This window comes from Streptomyces sp. NPDC023481, from assembly GCF_055560195.1.
In genome coordinates, this window is sequence record NZ_JBVHJE010000018.1 from 43,696 (window position 1) to 60,140 (window position 16,445).

Genomic DNA, 16,445 nt, shown 5'->3' on the forward strand with positions numbered 1-16,445 from the left:
ACGGTCCCGGACTGGTGCTTGTTCGCCAGACTGCCATCAACGGCTCGGGCACGCGGTGCGATCCACCAAGATATGCATATATCTGTCGCCCGAAGCGGTGAACTCTGCGACGCGAGACCGTATTCGGGTGGCCCGGAAGGAGTAGGGAGAAGCCCATGCAGAACGGTCCGGCGGTGCGGCGCCGCAAACTGGGCGCCGAACTGCGCACGCTGCGTACCGGCGCCGGACTCACGAGCGGCGACGCGGCCCGGCTGGTGGGCTGGCACCAGTCCAAGGTGAGCCGCATCGAGACCGGTGCCAGCGGGGTGAAACCGGCCGATCTGCGGTTACTGCTGGACGCCTACGGGGTGCGGGACAGACAGCTGCGCGAGTTGCTGCTGATGCTGGCGGGGTCGGAGGACGCGGGCGGCCGGCACCGCTGGTGGCACGCCTACCGCGGGGTGCTGCCGCCCACATACCGCGATTTCATCAGTCTGGAGTCGCAGGCCGGCGCCATGCGCACCCTGGAGACCACGGTCGTGCCCGGCCTGCTGCAGACCGCCGAGTACGCCCGCGCGGTGACCCGGGCGGCCGTGAAGGACCTGGACGAGGAGCGCCTGGACACGCTGGTGGAGGTGCGTCTGGCCAGGCAGGACGTGCTCCGAGCGGACCCGCCGCTGGTGCTGAGCGCCGTACTGGACGAGGCGGTGCTGCGCCGCGAGGTGGGCGGTCCGGAGGTGATGGCCCGGCAGCTGGAGCGGCTGACGGAGGCGGCGCGGCTGCCCCAGGTGCGGCTGCAGGTCCTGCCGTTCGCCGCGGGAGCGCATATCGGCCTCACCGGCCCTTTCGTTATCTTCTCATTTCCGCGCACTTCTGATCTGGACGTGGTTGTTCTAGACCAGTTGACGAGTAGCCTCTATCTGGAACGGAAAGAAGACCTGATGGCCTACTCCGAGGCCTTCGACACCCTTCAGTTCCACGCCCTTTCCCCCGAGGAATCGTTGGACTACATCGCCGGGATAGGTGACGGCGCGTAAGGAGGCACCATGTCAGCTCTGCCTCGGAACGTCCCTGCCAGTACCGACCTGCACGACGTGCGCTGGCTGCGCAGCAGCTACAGCACGGGAGCCAACAACTGCGTGGAGACGGCACGGCCGCGCTCCGGCCGCGCGGCCGGACTGCTCGCCGTGCGCGACTCGAAGCAGCCGGCCGGTCCCGCCCTGCTCTTCTCCCCCGCGAGCTGGACGGGCTTCCTGACCGCAGTCTGATCAAAATCGATCAATCTCTGACCGCTCTCGGGCGACGCACGGCCGTGTCACGCCGACTCATGGTCGCGTTTCGCCGATGACTCGTACAGCGCGTTCGATCTCCGCCCCGGAGAGGTCCGCGCGGGCGGTCAGCCGCAGCCGGGAGATGCCGTCGGGCACGGAGGGAGGGCGGAAACAGCCCACGGCCAGGCCCGCCGTACGGCAGTCGGCCGCCCAGCGAACCGCCTGCTCCGGGGACGGGGCCCGTACGGAGACCACCGCGGCGTCCGGACGCACCGCGTCCAGGCCCGCGGTGGTCAGCCGTGCGTGCAGCTCCGCGGCCACCTCGCGGGCCCGCGCCGCCCGGCCGGGCTCGCGCTCCAGCAGCCGCAGCGCCGCCAGCGCGGCACCGGCCGCCGCCGGGGCGAGACCCGTGTCGAAGATGAACGTCCGGGCCGCGTTGACCAGGTGGTCGATCACCCGGGCCGGGCCCAGCACCACGCCGCCCTGACTGCCCAGCGACTTGGACAGGGTGGCCGTGACGACCACGTCCTCGGCCCCGGCCAGCCCCGCCGCGTACGGCGCGCCCCGGCCGCCCTCGCCCAGGACGCCCAGTCCGTGCGCGTCGTCCACGACCAGTCCCGCGCCGTGCTCCCGGCAGGCCGCGGCCAGCCCGGCCAGCGGGGCCCGGTCCCCGTCGACGGAGAACACCGTGTCGGACACGACGATCGCCGGACCCTCGTGCGCCGCCAGGGCCTTGCGCACGGCCTCGGGATCGGCGTGGCCGACGACCTGCCGTTCGCCCCGGGCGAGCCGGCAGCCGTCGATGAGCGAGGCGTGGTTGCCCGCGTCGGAGACGATCAGCGAGCCGTACGGGCCGAGCGCGGTGACCGCGGCCAGGTTGGCGGCGTATCCGGAGGAGAACACCAGGGCCGCCTCGAAGCCGCAGAAGCCGGCGAGCGCGCGCTCCAGCTCCGTGTGCAGCCCGGTGGTGCCGGTGACCAGCCGGGAACCGGTGGCGCCGCCGCCCCAGGTCCGGGCGGCCGCGGCCGCGCCCTCGGTGACCTCCGGATGGCGGGTCAGGCCCAGGTAGTCGTTGCTCGCCAGGTCCAGCAGCGGCGAGCCGGCGGGGCGCGGGCGCAGGGTGCGCACGAGTCCGGCGCGGCGGCGCGCCTCGGCCTGCTCGTCGATCCAGCCGAACACCATGGGTCCTCCGGTGCTTTTGTAGGTAGCGGACAGACCCTAGCGGTACGACCTGCCACCCAGGGTGTGGCAATACCCACACGGTGAACCGGCTCTGTTGTGCGAAGTCTCCTTGGCCCGGGGCGGTCCCGTAGGACAGGATCAGGGCTCATGGACCTGCTGAACACGCTGGTGGACAAGGGGCTTCGGCGCGAGCTGCCGACCCGCGAGGAAGCACTCGCCGTGCTGGCCACCTCCGATGACGACCTGCTCGACGTGGTGGCCGCGGCCGGCAAGGTGCGCCGGCACTGGTTCGGGCGCCGGGTGAAACTCAACTATCTGGTCAACCTCAAGTCGGGCCTGTGCCCCGAGGACTGCTCGTACTGCTCCCAGCGGCTCGGCTCCAAGGCCGACATCCTGAAGTACACCTGGCTCAAGCCGGACGAGGCCTCCCAGGCCGCCGCGGCGGGCCTCGCGGGCGGCGCCAAGCGGGTCTGTCTGGTGGCCAGCGGGCGCGGCCCGACGGACCGGGACGTGGACCGGGTCTCGCAGACCATCAAGGCCATCAAGGAGCAGAACGAGGGCGTCGAGGTGTGCGCCTGTCTCGGCCTGCTCTCCGACGGCCAGGCCGAACGGCTGCGCGAGGCCGGCGCGGACGCCTACAACCACAACCTCAACACGTCCGAGGGGACGTACGGGGACATCACGACCACCCACACGTACGCCGACCGGGTGGACACCGTACAGAAGGCGCACGCGGCCGGCCTGTCCGCGTGTTCGGGTCTGATCGCGGGCATGGGCGAGACCGACGAGGACCTGGTCGACGTGGTGTTCTCGCTGCGGGCGCTGGACCCGGACTCGGTGCCGGTGAACTTCCTGATCCCGTTCGAGGGCACCCCGCTGGCCAAGGAATGGAACCTCACCCCGCAGCGCTGCCTGCGGATCCTGGCGATGGTCCGGTTCGTCTGCCCGGACGTGGAGGTCCGCATCGCGGGCGGCCGCGAGGTCCACCTGCGCTCGATGCAGCCGCTGGCGCTGCACCTGGCGAACTCCGTCTTCCTCGGCGACTACCTGACGAGCGAGGGCCAAGCCGGCAAGGCCGACCTGGAGATGATCGCGGACGCCGGCTTCGAGGTGGAGGGCGCCGACCAGGTGACGCTGCCGGAGCACCGGGCGGCGGCCGTCGGCGGCTGCGGGTCGCACGCGGAGGCGGGCTGCGGGTCGCACGAGGCCGGCGCCGGCTGCGGGTCGCACGCGGGTGGCGGCGTGTGCGGTACGGCGGCTGCCGGCACGGCTGCGGCCGCTACGCCGGCTGACGGTACGGCCGCTGCCGGTACGACTGCTGTCGCGGCGGCCGCCGAGCCGCGCACGGATCTGGTAGCGGTCCGCCGCCGAGGCGCCGGAACGGACCTCGCGCCCAATGCCTGACCTCGCCGTGCCGGAACTGCTGGAGCTGGACCGGCGGCATGTGTGGCATCCGTACGGTCCGATGCCCGGGCGCGTGGAACCGCTCGTCGTGGAGGCGGCGAGCGGGGTCCGGCTGCGGCTGGCCGACGGCTCCGGCGAACTGGTCGACGGCATGTCGTCGTGGTGGTCGGCCATCCACGGCTACCGCCACCCGGTCCTCGACGAGGCCGTGCGCGCGCAGTTGGGCCGGATGAGCCATGTCATGTTCGGCGGGCTCACGCACGAGCCCGCCGTCCGGCTCGCGAAACACCTTGTCGACATGTCGCCAGAGGGGCTGGAGCACGTGTTCCTGGCCGACTCGGGGTCGGTGTCCGTCGAGGTGGCGCTGAAGATGTGCCTGCAGTACTGGCGTTCGCTCGGCCGGCCGGGCAAGCGGCGGCTGCTGACCTGGCGCGGCGGCTACCACGGGGACACCTGGAACCCCATGTCGGTGTGCGACCCGGAGGGCGGGATGCACGAGCTGTGGAGCGGTGTGCTGCCGCGCCAGGTGTTCGCGGACGCGCCGCCGACCGCGTACGAGGAGTCGTACGCGGAGCATCTGCGCGAGATGGTCGGACGGCACGCGGACGAGCTGGCCGCGGTGATCGTGGAGCCGGTGGTGCAGGGCGCCGGCGGCATGCGCTTCCACTCCCCCGGCTATCTGCGGGTGCTGCGCCAGGCGTGCGACGCGCACGACGTGCTGCTCGTGTTCGACGAGATCGCCACCGGCTTCGGCCGCACCGGCGCGCTGTTCGCGGCGGAGCACGCGGCCGTCAGCCCGGATGTGATGTGCGTGGGCAAGGCGCTGACCGGCGGCTATCTGACGATGGCGGCCACCTTGTGCACCGCGCGGGTGGCCGACGGCATCTCGCGGGGCGAGGTGCCGGTGCTCGCGCACGGGCCCACGTTCATGGGCAACCCGCTGGCGGCGGCCGTGGCCTGCGCCTCCGTCGAGCTGCTGCTGGGGCAGGACTGGCTGTCCGAGGTCAAGCGGATCGAGGCGGGCCTGCGGGAGGGTCTGGCGCCGGCACGCGACCTGCCCGGGGTGCGCGATGTCCGCGTCCTCGGGGCCATCGGGGTGGTCCAGCTCGACCACGCGGTGGACATGAAGGCCGCGACCGACGCCGCCGTACGGGCGGGCGTGTGGCTGCGCCCGTTCCGGGACCTGATCTACACGATGCCGCCGTACGTCACCTCGGACGAGGACGTGGCACGGATCGCGCGCGCGGTGTGCGCCGCGACACAGGAGGGTTGACATGCCGGTACTGGTGATCACGGGGACGGGCACGGAGGTCGGCAAGACCGTCACCACGGCCGCCGTCGCCGCCGTGGCGCTCGCGGCCGGCCGTTCGGTGGCCGTGCTGAAGGCGGCCCAGACGGGTGTACGGCCGGACGAACGCGGGGACGCCGACGAGGTCGCGCGGCTCGCCGGTCCGGTGACGGCCACCGAACTCGCGCGGTTCCCGGAGCCGTTGGCGCCTGGTACGGCGGCCCGGCGGGCCGGGATGGCGCCGGTGCACCCGCACGAGGTGGCCGAGCGGGCCGCCAAGCTGGCCACCGAGCACGATCTGGTGCTGGTGGAGGGGGCCGGCGGGCTGCTCGTCCGGTTCGACGCGGCGGGCGGGACGCTGGCCGACACGGCCCGGCTGCTGAACGCGCCGGTGCTGGTCGTCGTGCAGGCCGGGCTCGGCACGCTCAACGCCACGGAACTGACCGCACGCGAACTGCGGCGCCGCGAGCTGGAGTTCGCCGGGGTGGTGATCGGCAGCTGGCCCGACGCCCCCGACCTGGCCACCCGCTGCAACGTGGCCGACCTCCCGGAGGTCGCCGACGCCCCCCTCCTGGGCGCACTCCCCGCCGGCGCCGGCTCCCTCACCCCCACGGCCTTCCGCGGCGCGGCCCCCACCTGGCTGGCCCCCCGCCTGGACGGCGTTTGGGACGCGGAGGCGTTCCGGGCACGGGAGGCGCGGTAGCGGTTCGGCCGCGCCGGGCCGGCCCGCTGCGCGGCAGGCGCCGTAGCGGCGGCCCGGTCCGGCGGACGCGGTCGCCTGCGGGAGTCGTTCCGTGGGGGTGGGCGGGCGTGTGCCGGGGGAGACTCCTTTCAGGACCGTGCTGTCCAGGGAGGTTGCCATGCGGCTGCTGTCCACCCGTTCCGGCCGGGTCGCGCGCAGTCCCGTCCACCATCCGGTGTTCGCCCGCTACTACGCCCGGATCAGCGTGGGCGCGGAGTCCCGGCTCGGGATGGCCGGGGTGCGCGAGCGGCTGCTCGCCGGGCTGTCCGGGCGGGTCGTCGAGATCGGCGCGGGCAACGGGCTGAACTTCCACCACTACCCCGGCACGGTCGCGGAGGTCGTCGCGATCGAACCGGAGCCCCGGCTCAGGCAGCTGGCGCTGGAGGCCGCGCTGCGCGCCGAGGTGCCGGTCGACGTGGTACCGGGCGCGGCGGAGGCCCTTCCGGTCAAGAGCGAGGCCTTCGACGCGGCCGTGCTGTCGCTGGTGCTGTGCAGTGTGCGGGATGTCGAGCGGGCGCTCGGCGAGGTACGGCGGGTGCTCCGGCCCGGCGGCGAGGTGCGGTTCTTCGAGCACGGGCGGGGCGGCGGACGGGCGATGACGCTGACCCAGCAGACCCTGGACCGCACCCTGTGGCCGGTCCTGAACGGCGGCTGCCACCTGTCCCGGGAGCCGCTCGCCGCGCTGCGCGCCGCCGGGTTCCACCTCGGCCCGCACCGGCGGGTGCTGTTGCCGGAGAAGGGACCGACGCTGCCGACGTCGTACTGCTCCCTCGGCGTCGCCTGGCGCCCGCCCGAACCGGACGCCCACTGACGCCGGGGGCGGCGCCGTGCGCCCACGCGGACGAACGGGTGGCGTACGCCGACCCGGGGTGGCGGGAGCCGGCGGAGCCGCACGCCCGCGGGCCGGAACAGGCCGAGCTCCCCGGGACGGACGAAGCCGCCCGCCCACCGGAACCGACCCGGCCGACTCCCCCGCCCCCGGTCCCAGGGAGCCGTACGCTCGTTCGTGGTGGCGTTTCGGTGATCGGGAGGCGGGCTTGTCGACACCTGCTGGGCAGCACGTACCGGACGGCGGGGTCGCGGCCCGGGCCCGGGGGCTGAGCAAGGCGTACGGCTCCGGAGAGGCGGCCGTGCTCGCCCTCGACGCGGTGGACGTGGACATCGCGCGGGGCGGGTTCACCGCCGTGATGGGCCCCTCGGGGTCCGGGAAGTCCACGCTGATGCACTGCCTCGCGGGCCTGGACACCGTGTCCGCCGGCCGGGTCTGGATCGGCGGCACCGAGATCACCGGGCTGCGGGAGCGGGAGCTGACCCGGCTGCGGCGGGACCGGATCGGGTTCGTGTTCCAGTCGTTCAACCTCGTCCCGACGCTGACCGCGGCCGAGAACATCACCCTGCCGATGGACATCGCGGGCCGCAGGCCGGACCCGCGGTGGCTGGACCAGGTCGTCGACCGGCTCGGGCTGCGGGACCGCCTCACGCACCGGCCGGCCCAGCTCTCCGGCGGCCAGCAGCAGCGGGTCGCGTGCGCGCGGGCGCTGGCCTCCCGGCCGGAGCTGATCTTCGCCGACGAGCCGACCGGCAACCTGGACTCGCGGGCCGGACTCGAGGTGCTGGGCTTTCTGCGCGCTGCCGTGGACGACCTCGGGCAGACCGTCGTCATGGTGACGCACGACCCCGGTGCCGCCGCCCACTCCGATCTGGTCCTCTTCCTCGCCGACGGGTGGATCGTGGACGGGATGCCCGAGCCGACGGCCGAGGCCGTACTGGAGCGCATGCGGGTCCTCCCCGGGGGACGGCCGCCGGGCCCCGAGGCCGACGCGGCCCGGGGCGCGGCCGGCGACGGCCGCTCCACCGGGGAGGGGTGAGGCGGTGCTCAAGGCGACCCTACGGAGTTTCCTGGCGCACAAGGGCCGGCTGGCGCTGTCCGCGCTGGCCGTGGTGTTGTCCGTGGCGTTCGTCGCGGGCAGCCTGATCTTCTCCGACACCGTCACCCGCACCTTCGACCGGCTGTTCGCCTCCACCGCCGCCGATGTGACGGTCCAGCCCCGGCAGGACCTCCGGTCGGCCGCGCGGGCCAGCGGCGCGGTGCAGACCGTGCCGGCCGCCCTGCGGGACCGGGTGGCCCGGGTCGACGGGGTGGCGGCGGCCCGCGCGCAGGTGTCGGTGCAGAACGTGGTGGTGGTCGACCGCCGCAACCGTTCCGTCGGCCCGACCACCGGCGCCCCCACCGTCGCCGCCGCCTGGTACGCCACCGGCCGCAGCCCGGTGCGGCTGACCTCCGGCCACGCGCCGCGCGGGCCCGGCGAGGCCCTGCTGGACGCGGACACGGCCGGCAGGAGGCACGTGCGGATCGGTGACACGCTGACCGTGCAGGCGCAGCCGGGCACCTTCCGGGTCCGGGTCGTCGGCATCGCGGGTTTCACCACGACCAATCCGGGCGCGGCCCTGCTGTACGTCGACCCGGCGGTGGCCGGCCGGGAACTGCTCGGCTCGTCCGCGCGGGCGACCGGCATCGCGGTGGACGCGGCACCGGGCGTGTCCGACGCGGAACTCAAGCGCCGGGTCGGCGCGGCGGTCGGCACCGGCACGTACGACCTGAAGACCGCCGGGGAGCAGGCCAAGTCGGCCGCGGCCGCGCTCGGGTCCTTCCTCGACGTGGTGAAGTACGTGATGCTGGGTTTCGCCGGTGTCGCCCTGCTGGTCGGCGTGTTCCTGATCGTCAACACCTTCTCCATGCTGATCGCCCAGCGCACCCGGGAACTGGGTCTGCTGCGGGCGCTGGGCGCGGACCGCCGCCAGGTGCGGCGCTCGGTGCTCACCGAGGCGCTGCTGCTGGGACTGGTCGGCTCGACGCTCGGGCTGGGCGCCGGGATCGGGCTGGCGTTCGGGCTGATCCGGCTGATGAGCGCGTTCGGGATGAACCTGCGCGCCACGGAGATGGTGATCGGCTGGGGGACGCCGGTGGCGGCCTATGTGGTCGGCCTCGGCGTGACCTTCGTGGCCGCCTACCTGCCCGCGCGGCGCGCGGCGGGCGTGTCGCCGATGGCGGCGCTCGCCGGTGACGGGGGTGGTGAAGTCGGCGGTGCGGACCGGCCGTTGCGGGTGCGGGCGGTCGCCGGCGCGGTGGTCGGGGCGGTCGGCGCGGCGGCGCTGGCCGGGTGCGCCACGGCGACGCGGACCGCGCAGGCCGCGACGCTGCTGGGTGTCGGTGTCGTGCTGACGCTGATCGCGACCGTGGTGGCCGGCCCGCTGCTGGTGCGGCCGGTGATCCGGGTGCTGGGCGCGGCCTTCCCCGCGCTGTTCGGTGCGGTCGGCCGGATGAGCCGGCGCAACGCGTTGCGCAATCCGCGCCGGACCGGTGCCACGGCCGCCGCGCTGATGGTGGGCCTGGCCCTGGTGGGCGGGATGTCGGTGGCGAGCGCCTCGATGTCCGCGTCGTTCGACCGGCAGATCGACCGCACGCTGGGCGCCGACTTCGTCGTCCAGAACGCCGGCTTCCTGCCGTTCACAGGGCAGATCGCGGACCGGGTGGCCGCGACGCCCGGGGTCGGGCTCGTCGTACGGCAGCGGATCACTCCCCTCGTCGTACGCCTGCCGGACGGCCGGCGGGTGACGACGTCGGCCGCCGGATACGACCCGCGGCTCGACGAGGTCGCGCACATCACGTACGCGCGGGGCGGCTCGGCGGCCGCCCTGGCCGACGGGCACCTCGCCCTGGACGCCGGCTACGCGCGGGACCACGGCGTACGGGTCGGCAGCGCGTTGCCGGTCGAGTTCCCGGGCGGGCGCCGGACGGAGCTGACCGTCGGGGCGCTGACCGACCAGGAGACGGCCGACGGCTTCGGCAACCAGGGCGGCCTCTTCCTGGGCCTGGCGACCCTGGAGAGGTACGTGCCGAACGGGCAGGACGCGGCCCTCTACGTCAACGCGGCCCCCGGCACCGGCCCGGCACGGCTGCGGCCCCGCCTGGAGGCGGCGCTGCGGCCCTTCCCGCAGGTCCAGGTGCGCGACCAGGCCGACTACAAGGACCTAATCCACGACCAGATCGCCGTGCTGCTGTACCTGGTGTACGCGCTGCTCGGGCTGGCCATCGTCATCGCCGTCCTCGGTGTGGTCAACACCCTCGCCCTGTCGGTGGTGGAGCGGACCCGGGAGATCGGGCTGCTGCGGGCGATCGGGCTGGGACGGCGGCAGTTGCGCCGGATGATCCGGCTGGAGTCGGTGGTGATCGCGGTGTTCGGGGCGGTCCTGGGGCTGGGCCTGGGCCTGGTGTGGGGGGTGTGCATGCAGCGGGTGCTGGCGCTGCGCGGTCTCACGGCGCTCGCGATCCCCTGGGGCACGATCGTCGCCGTGGTGGTCGGCTCGGCGGTGGTGGGTGTGGTGGCGGCCCTGCTGCCGGCGCTGCGGGCGTCCCGGATGAACGTGCTGGCGGCGATCGCCCACGAGTGAACGCGCCCCGCCGATCGGGGCGGCGCGGACGTGAGGGAGTCGGATCCGGCGCGCCCTGTGCCGTCGCGCCGGGGAACCGGGCTACGACGTGATCCTCGTCCCTGCGGGAGGAGTCCGCAGGATGGAATCCCGGGCGGTACCGGGGACCCGGCGATCACCATGGCGACATGACTGATCTGCGCGTACGTGCCGCCGGGCCCGACGATCTCGACGCCGTCCTCGCCTTCTGGAAGACGGCCGCCGAGGGGACGAGCATCAGCGACGACCGCGCCGGCGTGGAGCGGCTGGTCGACCGGGACGACGAGGCGCTCCTGCTGGCCGAGCTGGACGGTGCACTGGTGGGCACGGTGATCGCCGGTTTCGACGGCTGGCGGTGCCATCTGTACCGGCTCGCGGTTCACCCGGAGCGACGGCGCCGGGGCATCGGCTCGGCGCTGCTGGCCGCCGCGGAGGAGCGCTTCGCGCGGCTCGGCGGGCGGCGCGCGGACGCGATGGTGCTGGTGCGCAACGAGACCCCCGGGCAGCACGCCTGGCGGGCCGCCGGTTACGGGCCGGAGGAGCGGTGGCGGCGCTGGGTGAAGCCGCTCACCGACTGAGGGCGCTACGCCGGCGGCGAACCCCCTCGCGGACTTCTTTGCCCATCCTTTACCCTGGAGGGAGCACTCGGCCCTCTATGAAAGGTTGTGAGCGTCCGCCCATGGGCGAGCCTCCCAGTCCGCGGCACCGCGCGATCCGTCCCACCCTGTCCGATCATGGGACGGGGGTGACCCGATGACCGAAGTGCTCCTCCTCCTGGTGGCGATCCTGCTGTCGCTGGCCTGCGGCGCCTTCGTGGCGGCCGAGTTCTCGCTGACCACGGTGGAACGCGGTGAGCTGGAGCGGGCCGCCGCGCGTGGCGAGCGCGGCGCCGCGGGCGCCCTGAAAGCGGTACGGAACCTGACCTTCCAGCTGTCCGGCGCCCAGCTCGGCATCACCGTCACCAACCTGGTGGTCGGCATGCTCGCCGAGCCGTCGATCGCCAAGCTGCTCGCCGGCCCCTTCACCGCGCTGGGGCTGTCGCGGACCACCGCGAGTTCCGTCGCGCTGGTGCTGGGCACGGCCCTGTCGACGGTGTTCCTGATGGTCGTCGGCGAGCTGGTGCCGAAGAACTGGGCGATCTCATCGCCGCTGACCGTGGCCCGGCGGGTGGGCAGCGCGCAACGCTGGTTCAGCGCCGTCTTCCGGCCCTTCATCGCCCATCTGAACAGCACCGCCAACCGTTTCGTCCGCCGGCTCGGCATCGAGCCCGCCGAGGAGCTGGCCTCCGCGCGCGGGCCGCAGGAACTGGCCGCGCTCGCCCGGCACTCCGCCAAGGAGGGCGCCCTGGAGCCGGACACCGCCGAACTGTTCGTGCGGACGCTGAACCTGGCCGACCTCACGGCCGAGAACGTGATGACCCCGCGCGTCCAGGTCATCGCCCTGGACACGCAGGCGACCTGCGAGGACGTGGCCAACGCGACCCGGGCGACCGGGCTGAGCCGGTTCCCGGTCTACCGGGGCAGCCTGGACTCCGTCGTCGGCACCGCCCACATCAAGGACGTGCTGGCCGTCGCCGCGGACCAGCGGCGCCACCGCACGGTCGCGCAGATCATGCGCGAGCCGCTGCTGGTGCCCGAGTCCCTCAGCGTCGACCGGCTGCTGGACCGGCTCGGCGGCCGGCGCACCATGGCCGTCGTCATCGACGAGTACGGCGGTACGGCCGGCGTGGCCACCCTGGAGGACATCGTGGAGGAGGTCGTCGGCGAAGTGCGGGACGAGCACGACCCGCACGAGACACCCGACCTCGCCCCGGCCGGCGCGGACGAGCGGGGCCGGGCCCTGTACGAGGCGGATGGCGCCGCCCGCACCGACCAGCTCGCGCGCGTGGGGCTGCGCGTGCCCGAGGGGCCGTACGAGACACTGGCCGGCCTGGTCGCCACCGAGCTGGGCCGGATACCCGCCGTGGGCGACAGCGTCGAGGTCGCCGGCTGGCGGCTGGACGTGGTCGACGCCGCGGGCCGCCGGGCCGCGCGGGTGCTGCTGCACGCGCCGCTGGACGACGAGCGCACCCAGGGCACCGAGCCGGCCCGCGGGACTCGGGAGGGCACGCGATGACCGCCGTACAGCTGCTGATCGGACTGGCGACCCTTGTCGTCAACGCCTTCTTCGTGGGCGCCGAGTTCGCGCTGATCTCCGTGCGCCGCTCGCAGGTGGAGCCGCTGGCCCAGGAGGGCGACCGGCGCGCGAGGAGCGTGCTGTGGGGTCTTGAGCACGTGTCCGCGCTGCTGGCCGCCGCCCAGCTCGGCATCACGCTGTGCACGCTGGTGCTGGGCGTGGTCGCCGAGCCGGCGATCGCGCACCTGCTGGAGCCGGTGTTCCACACGCTGGGCGTGCCCGTGGGCGCCGGACACGCCGTGTCCTTCGTGATCGCGCTGGGCCTCGCCACCTATCTGCACATGCTGCTCGGCGAGATGGTCCCGAAGAACATCGCGCTGGCCGAACCGGTGCGCAGCGCGCTGCTGCTCGGCCCGCCGCTGGTCGCGCTCTCCCGGGCGCTGCGGCCGGTGATCTTCACGGTGAACGCGTTCGCGAACGGGCTGCTGAAGCTGCTGCGGGTGGAGGCGAAGGACGAGGTCGCGGCGACCTTCACGGACACCGAGCTGGCCGAGATCGTCAAGGACGCCAGCGAGGCGGGCCTGATCGACGACCGGGCGCAGGAACGGCTGCACGACGCCCTGGAGCTGGGCAGCCGGCCGGTGCGGGACGTGGTCGTACCGCTGCAACGTGTCGTCTACGCGCGCGTGGGCGTCACTCCCGAGCAGCTGGAGCGGTTGTCGGCCGAGTCGGGCTTCTCCCGGTTCCCGGTGGTCGACACCGGCCGCCGGATCGTGGGCTACCTGCACGTCAAGGACGCGCTGGACGCCTCACCGCGGGACATGGCGTTCCGGCTGCGGGACATGCGCCCCATCGCGCGGGTCCGCGAGGGCACCCCGCTGGACGACGTCCTCACCGCGATGCGCGGCAGCCGCACCCACCTGGCCGCCGTTCTCGGCGACGACGGCCGGCTGGCGGGCCTGGTGACGATGGAGGACGTGCTGCGCCAGCTCTTCGGCCAGCCGGCCCCGAGCTGAGAGCGGTGACGCGTCTCCCGGGGCTGACCGACCGGCTGGTATCGGCCCCGGGATACCATCGCTGTCGCCATGCAGACGAATCCCACACCTCCCGCCCACACCAGCCTGGTCGCGGTCGGCGACTCCTTCACCGAGGGCATGTCGGACCTGCTGCCCGACGGCTCCTACCGGGGCTGGGCCGATGTGCTCGCCGCTCGGATGGCCGCCCGTACACCCGGCTTCCGGTATGCCAACCTCGCCGTGCGGGGGAAGCTGATCGGGCAGATCGTCGACGAGCAGGTGGAGGTCGCGGCGGCCATGAACGCCGACGTCGTCACCCTGGTCGGCGGTCTCAACGACACCCTGCGCCCCAAGTGCGACATGGGCCGGGTCCGGGGACTGCTCACCGAGGCCGTGGAACGGCTGGCGCCCTCCTGCAAGCAGCTGGTGCTGATGCGCAGTCCCGGCCGGCAGGGCCCGGTGCTGGAGCGGTTCCGGCCGCGTATGGAGGAGCTGTTCGCCTGCGTGGACGAGCTGGCCGCCCGGCACGGCGCGGTCGTGGTCGACCTGTACGGGGCGCCCGCGCTGGCCGACCCGCGGCTGTGGGACGTGGACCGGCTGCACCTGACCGCCGAGGGGCACCGCCGGGTCGCCGAGGCGGTGTGGCAGACGCTCGGGTACGACCCGGAGGACACCGACTGGCACCTGCCGATGCCCGCGACGCTCCCCCCGGGCTGGCTGGCGCGGCGGGTCGCCGACGCGCGGTTCGCCCGACAGCACCTGCTCCCCTGGATAGGCCGGCGCCTGACCGGCCGCTCCTCGGGCGACGGCCGCCCGGCGAAGCGCCCGGACCTCCTGCCGTACGAGGACCCGGCGCGGCCCGGGCTGGACGGCGTGACGCGGCTCTCGTAGCTTCCGCCGAACCCACCCATGGCGTTGGCCTGCACGAACCGCCAGTAGACTCTGGACACGTGACTTCTGCGCCCGCCAAGCCCCGCATCCCGAACGTCCTCGCCGGACGCTACGCCTCCGCCCAGCTCGCCACGCTCTGGTCGCCCGACCAGAAGGTGAAGCTGGAGCGGCAGCTCTGGCTCGCCGTGCTGCGGGCCCAGAAGGACCTCGGCATCGACGTGCCGGACGAGGCGATCGCCGACTACGAGCGGGTCCTCGACACCGTCGACCTGGCCTCGATCGCCGAGCGCGAGAAGGTCACCCGGCACGACGTGAAGGCGCGGATCGAGGAGTTCAACGACCTCGCCGGGCACGAGCACGTGCACAAGGGCATGACCTCCCGTGACCTCACGGAGAACGTCGAGCAGCTGCAGATCCGCCTCTCGCTGGAGCTGATGCGGGACCGTACGGTGGCCGTGCTGGCCCGTCTCGGCAGGCTCGCGGGCGAGTACGCCGAGCTGGTCATGGCCGGCCGCTCGCACAACGTGGCCGCGCAGGCCACCACCCTCGGCAAGCGGTTCGCGACGGCCGCCGACGAGCTGCTGGTGGCCCACGGCCGCGTCGAGGAGCTGCTCGGCCGTTACCCGCTGCGCGGCATCAAGGGCCCGGTCGGCACCGCGCAGGACATGCTCGACCTGCTGGGCGGAGACGCGGGCAGGCTGGCCGAGCTGGAGAACCGGATCGCCCGGCACCTGGGCTTCTCGCAGGCCTTCACCTCCGTCGGCCAGGTCTACCCGCGCTCGCTGGACTACGAGGTCGTCACCGCCCTGGTGCAGCTCGCGGCGGCGCCCTCCTCGCTGGCCAAGACCATCCGGCTGATGGCCGGGCACGAGCTGGTCACCGAGGGCTTCAAGCCGGGCCAGGTCGGCTCCTCGGCGATGCCGCACAAGATGAACACCCGCTCCTGCGAGCGCGTCAACGGCCTGATGGTGATCCTGCGCGGCTACGCCTCGATGACGGGCGAGCTGGCGGGCGACCAGTGGAACGAGGGCGACGTGTCCTGCTCGGTGGTGCGCCGGGTGGCCCTGCCGGACGCCTTCTTCGCGCTGGACGGCCTGCTGGAGACCTTCCTGACGGTCCTCGACGAGTTCGGCGCCTTCCCGGCCGTCGTCGCCCGCGAGCTGGACCGCTACCTGCCCTTCCTCGCCACCACCAAGGTGCTCATGGGCGCCGTGCGGGCCGGGGTCGGCCGCGAGGTCGCGCACGAGGCGATCAAGGAGAACGCCGTGGCGACCGCGCTCGCGATGCGGGAGCAGGGCGCCGAGCGCAACGACCTGCTCGACAAGCTCGCCGCCGACGAGCGGCTGCCGCTGGACCGGGCGCGGCTGGGCGCGCTGATGGCCGACAAGCTGTCCTTCACCGGTGCCGCCGCCGACCAGGTCGGTGTGGTCCTCGCCCGGATCGAGGAGATCGTCAAGCAGCACCCGGAGGCCGCCGGCTACACCCCCGGAGCGATCCTCTGAGCCGCGCACCGCGCTCTCCCCGCCCCAGCCGGGCGGACCTGGAGGCCGCCCGCGACCGCCTCGTCCCGGACGTGGTCGCGGACGGTCTCCACGTGCTGTTCTGCGGCATCAACCCCGGCCTGATGACCGCCGCGACCGGCCACCACTTCGCCCGCCCCGGCAACCGGTTCTGGCCGGTGCTGCACCTGTCCGGCTTCACCCCCCGGCTGCTGCGGCCGGCCGAGCAGCAGGAGCTGCTGTCCTACGGCCTCGGCATCACCAACGTGGTCGCCCGGCCCACCGCGCGGGCGGACGAACTGAGCGCCGAGGAGTACGCCGAGGGCGGCCGGCTGCTGACCGCCAAGGTGGCGCGGCTGAGGCCGGGATGGCTGGCCGTGGTCGGTGTGACCGCCTACCGGGCCGCCTTCGCCGACCGCACCGCCCGGGTCGGCCCCCAGCAGCGCACGATCGGCGGCACCCGGGTCTGGGTCCTGCCCAACCCCAGCGGCCTGAACGCCCACTGGACCGCGGCGACGATGGCGCAGGAGTACGCCCGGCTGCGGGAGGCCGCGGGCCTGGACGGTCACCTGCCCGGATGACGTCCGC

The 16,445-nt window shown here is 73.8% G+C and carries 15 protein-coding genes; 14 read left to right on the forward strand and 1 reads right to left on the reverse strand.

Going from position 1 to position 16,445, the window contains the following annotated elements:
• Positions 1–155 precede the first annotated feature (155 nt).
• Positions 156–1,016, forward strand: coding sequence for a helix-turn-helix domain-containing protein (locus ACZ3ZD_RS29845; RefSeq protein WP_467403900.1), 861 nt, complete (start codon positions 156–158; stop codon positions 1,014–1,016).
• A gap of 9 nt (positions 1,017–1,025) precedes the next feature.
• Positions 1,026–1,247 (forward strand): DUF397 domain-containing protein, encoded by a 222-nt coding sequence (locus ACZ3ZD_RS29850; RefSeq protein WP_467403902.1) that lies wholly within the window; start codon positions 1,026–1,028, stop codon positions 1,245–1,247.
• 57 nt (positions 1,248–1,304) lie between these two features.
• Here the strand turns inward: ACZ3ZD_RS29850 and ACZ3ZD_RS29855 are convergent, their stop codons facing one another.
• Complete coding sequence (locus ACZ3ZD_RS29855) at positions 1,305–2,432, reverse strand: 8-amino-7-oxononanoate synthase (RefSeq protein WP_467403905.1); 1,128 nt, start codon at positions 2,430–2,432, stop codon at positions 1,305–1,307.
• Positions 2,433–2,579: 147 nt separating this feature from the next.
• On the opposite strand from ACZ3ZD_RS29855, the gene bioB reads away from it, so the two are divergent.
• The 12 genes from bioB to mug all read left to right on the forward strand — a co-directional run bounded on the left by bioB (position 2,580) and on the right by mug (position 16,438).
• Complete coding sequence (gene bioB, locus ACZ3ZD_RS29860) at positions 2,580–3,836, forward strand: biotin synthase BioB (protein WP_467403907.1); 1,257 nt, start codon at positions 2,580–2,582, stop codon at positions 3,834–3,836.
• Positions 3,829–5,109 (forward strand): adenosylmethionine--8-amino-7-oxononanoate transaminase, encoded by a 1,281-nt coding sequence (locus ACZ3ZD_RS29865; protein ID WP_467403911.1) that lies wholly within the window; start codon positions 3,829–3,831, stop codon positions 5,107–5,109. Before bioB ends, ACZ3ZD_RS29865 begins: the two co-directional genes overlap by 8 nt.
• 1 nt (position 5,110) lies before the next feature.
• The gene (gene bioD, locus ACZ3ZD_RS29870; RefSeq protein ID WP_467403913.1) at positions 5,111–5,827 is read left to right on the forward strand and encodes a dethiobiotin synthase; all 717 of its coding nucleotides are present in this window, start codon (positions 5,111–5,113) and stop codon (positions 5,825–5,827) included.
• Positions 5,828–5,984: 157 nt separating this feature from the next.
• Positions 5,985–6,677, forward strand: coding sequence for a class I SAM-dependent methyltransferase (locus ACZ3ZD_RS29875; protein WP_467403915.1), 693 nt, complete (start codon positions 5,985–5,987; stop codon positions 6,675–6,677).
• A 226-nt stretch (positions 6,678–6,903) separates the two neighbouring features.
• Positions 6,904–7,734: an ABC transporter ATP-binding protein gene (locus tag ACZ3ZD_RS29880; RefSeq protein ID WP_467403918.1), complete on the forward strand. Its 831-nt coding sequence runs from the start codon at positions 6,904–6,906 to the stop codon at positions 7,732–7,734.
• Positions 7,735–7,738: 4 nt separating this feature from the next.
• On the forward strand, positions 7,739–10,318 hold the full coding sequence (locus tag ACZ3ZD_RS29885) for an ABC transporter permease (RefSeq protein ID WP_467403924.1): 2,580 nt from the start codon (positions 7,739–7,741) through the stop codon (positions 10,316–10,318).
• A gap of 167 nt (positions 10,319–10,485) precedes the next feature.
• On the forward strand, positions 10,486–10,914 hold the full coding sequence (locus tag ACZ3ZD_RS29890) for a GNAT family N-acetyltransferase (protein ID WP_467403926.1): 429 nt from the start codon (positions 10,486–10,488) through the stop codon (positions 10,912–10,914).
• A 175-nt stretch (positions 10,915–11,089) separates the two neighbouring features.
• Positions 11,090–12,451, forward strand: coding sequence for a hemolysin family protein (locus tag ACZ3ZD_RS29895; RefSeq protein ID WP_467403929.1), 1,362 nt, complete (start codon positions 11,090–11,092; stop codon positions 12,449–12,451).
• Positions 12,448–13,467, forward strand: a complete 1,020-nt coding sequence (locus ACZ3ZD_RS29900) for a hemolysin family protein (protein ID WP_467403932.1) — start codon at positions 12,448–12,450, stop codon at positions 13,465–13,467. The genes ACZ3ZD_RS29895 and ACZ3ZD_RS29900 overlap by 4 nt, the downstream gene beginning before the upstream one ends.
• 69 nt (positions 13,468–13,536) lie before the next feature.
• Positions 13,537–14,358, forward strand: a complete 822-nt coding sequence (locus tag ACZ3ZD_RS29905) for an SGNH/GDSL hydrolase family protein (RefSeq protein WP_467403934.1) — start codon at positions 13,537–13,539, stop codon at positions 14,356–14,358.
• A gap of 59 nt (positions 14,359–14,417) precedes the next feature.
• Positions 14,418–15,860 carry an adenylosuccinate lyase gene (purB, locus tag ACZ3ZD_RS29910; RefSeq protein ID WP_467403937.1) on the forward strand — a complete coding sequence of 481 codons (1,443 nt, stop codon included), beginning with the start codon at positions 14,418–14,420 and terminating at the stop codon, positions 15,858–15,860.
• A 71-nt stretch (positions 15,861–15,931) separates the two neighbouring features.
• Positions 15,932–16,438, forward strand: coding sequence for a G/U mismatch-specific DNA glycosylase (gene mug, locus ACZ3ZD_RS29915; RefSeq protein WP_467403939.1), 507 nt, complete (start codon positions 15,932–15,934; stop codon positions 16,436–16,438).
• The last annotated feature ends 7 nt before the right edge of the window (positions 16,439–16,445 follow it).

Bases quoted from the DNA above. Each gene is read 5' to 3' on its own strand.
- bioB (WP_467403907.1), top strand. From the start codon at position 2,580: ATGGACCTGCTGAACACGCTGGTGGACAAGGGGCTTCGGCGCGAGCTG.
- ACZ3ZD_RS29895 (WP_467403929.1), top strand. From the start codon at position 11,090: ATGACCGAAGTGCTCCTCCTCCTGGTGGCGATCCTGCTGTCGCTGGCC.
- ACZ3ZD_RS29875 (WP_467403915.1), top strand. From the start codon at position 5,985: ATGCGGCTGCTGTCCACCCGTTCCGGCCGGGTCGCGCGCAGTCCCGTC.
- ACZ3ZD_RS29850 (WP_467403902.1), top strand. From the start codon at position 1,026: ATGTCAGCTCTGCCTCGGAACGTCCCTGCCAGTACCGACCTGCACGAC.
- ACZ3ZD_RS29890 (WP_467403926.1), top strand. From the start codon at position 10,486: ATGACTGATCTGCGCGTACGTGCCGCCGGGCCCGACGATCTCGACGCC.
- ACZ3ZD_RS29855 (WP_467403905.1), bottom strand. From the start codon at position 2,432: ATGGTGTTCGGCTGGATCGACGAGCAGGCCGAGGCGCGCCGCCGCGCC.
- ACZ3ZD_RS29865 (WP_467403911.1), top strand. From the start codon at position 3,829: ATGCCTGACCTCGCCGTGCCGGAACTGCTGGAGCTGGACCGGCGGCAT.
- ACZ3ZD_RS29845 (WP_467403900.1), top strand. From the start codon at position 156: ATGCAGAACGGTCCGGCGGTGCGGCGCCGCAAACTGGGCGCCGAACTG.
- ACZ3ZD_RS29905 (WP_467403934.1), top strand. From the start codon at position 13,537: ATGCAGACGAATCCCACACCTCCCGCCCACACCAGCCTGGTCGCGGTC.
- ACZ3ZD_RS29900 (WP_467403932.1), top strand. From the start codon at position 12,448: ATGACCGCCGTACAGCTGCTGATCGGACTGGCGACCCTTGTCGTCAAC.
- bioD (WP_467403913.1), top strand. From the start codon at position 5,111: ATGCCGGTACTGGTGATCACGGGGACGGGCACGGAGGTCGGCAAGACC.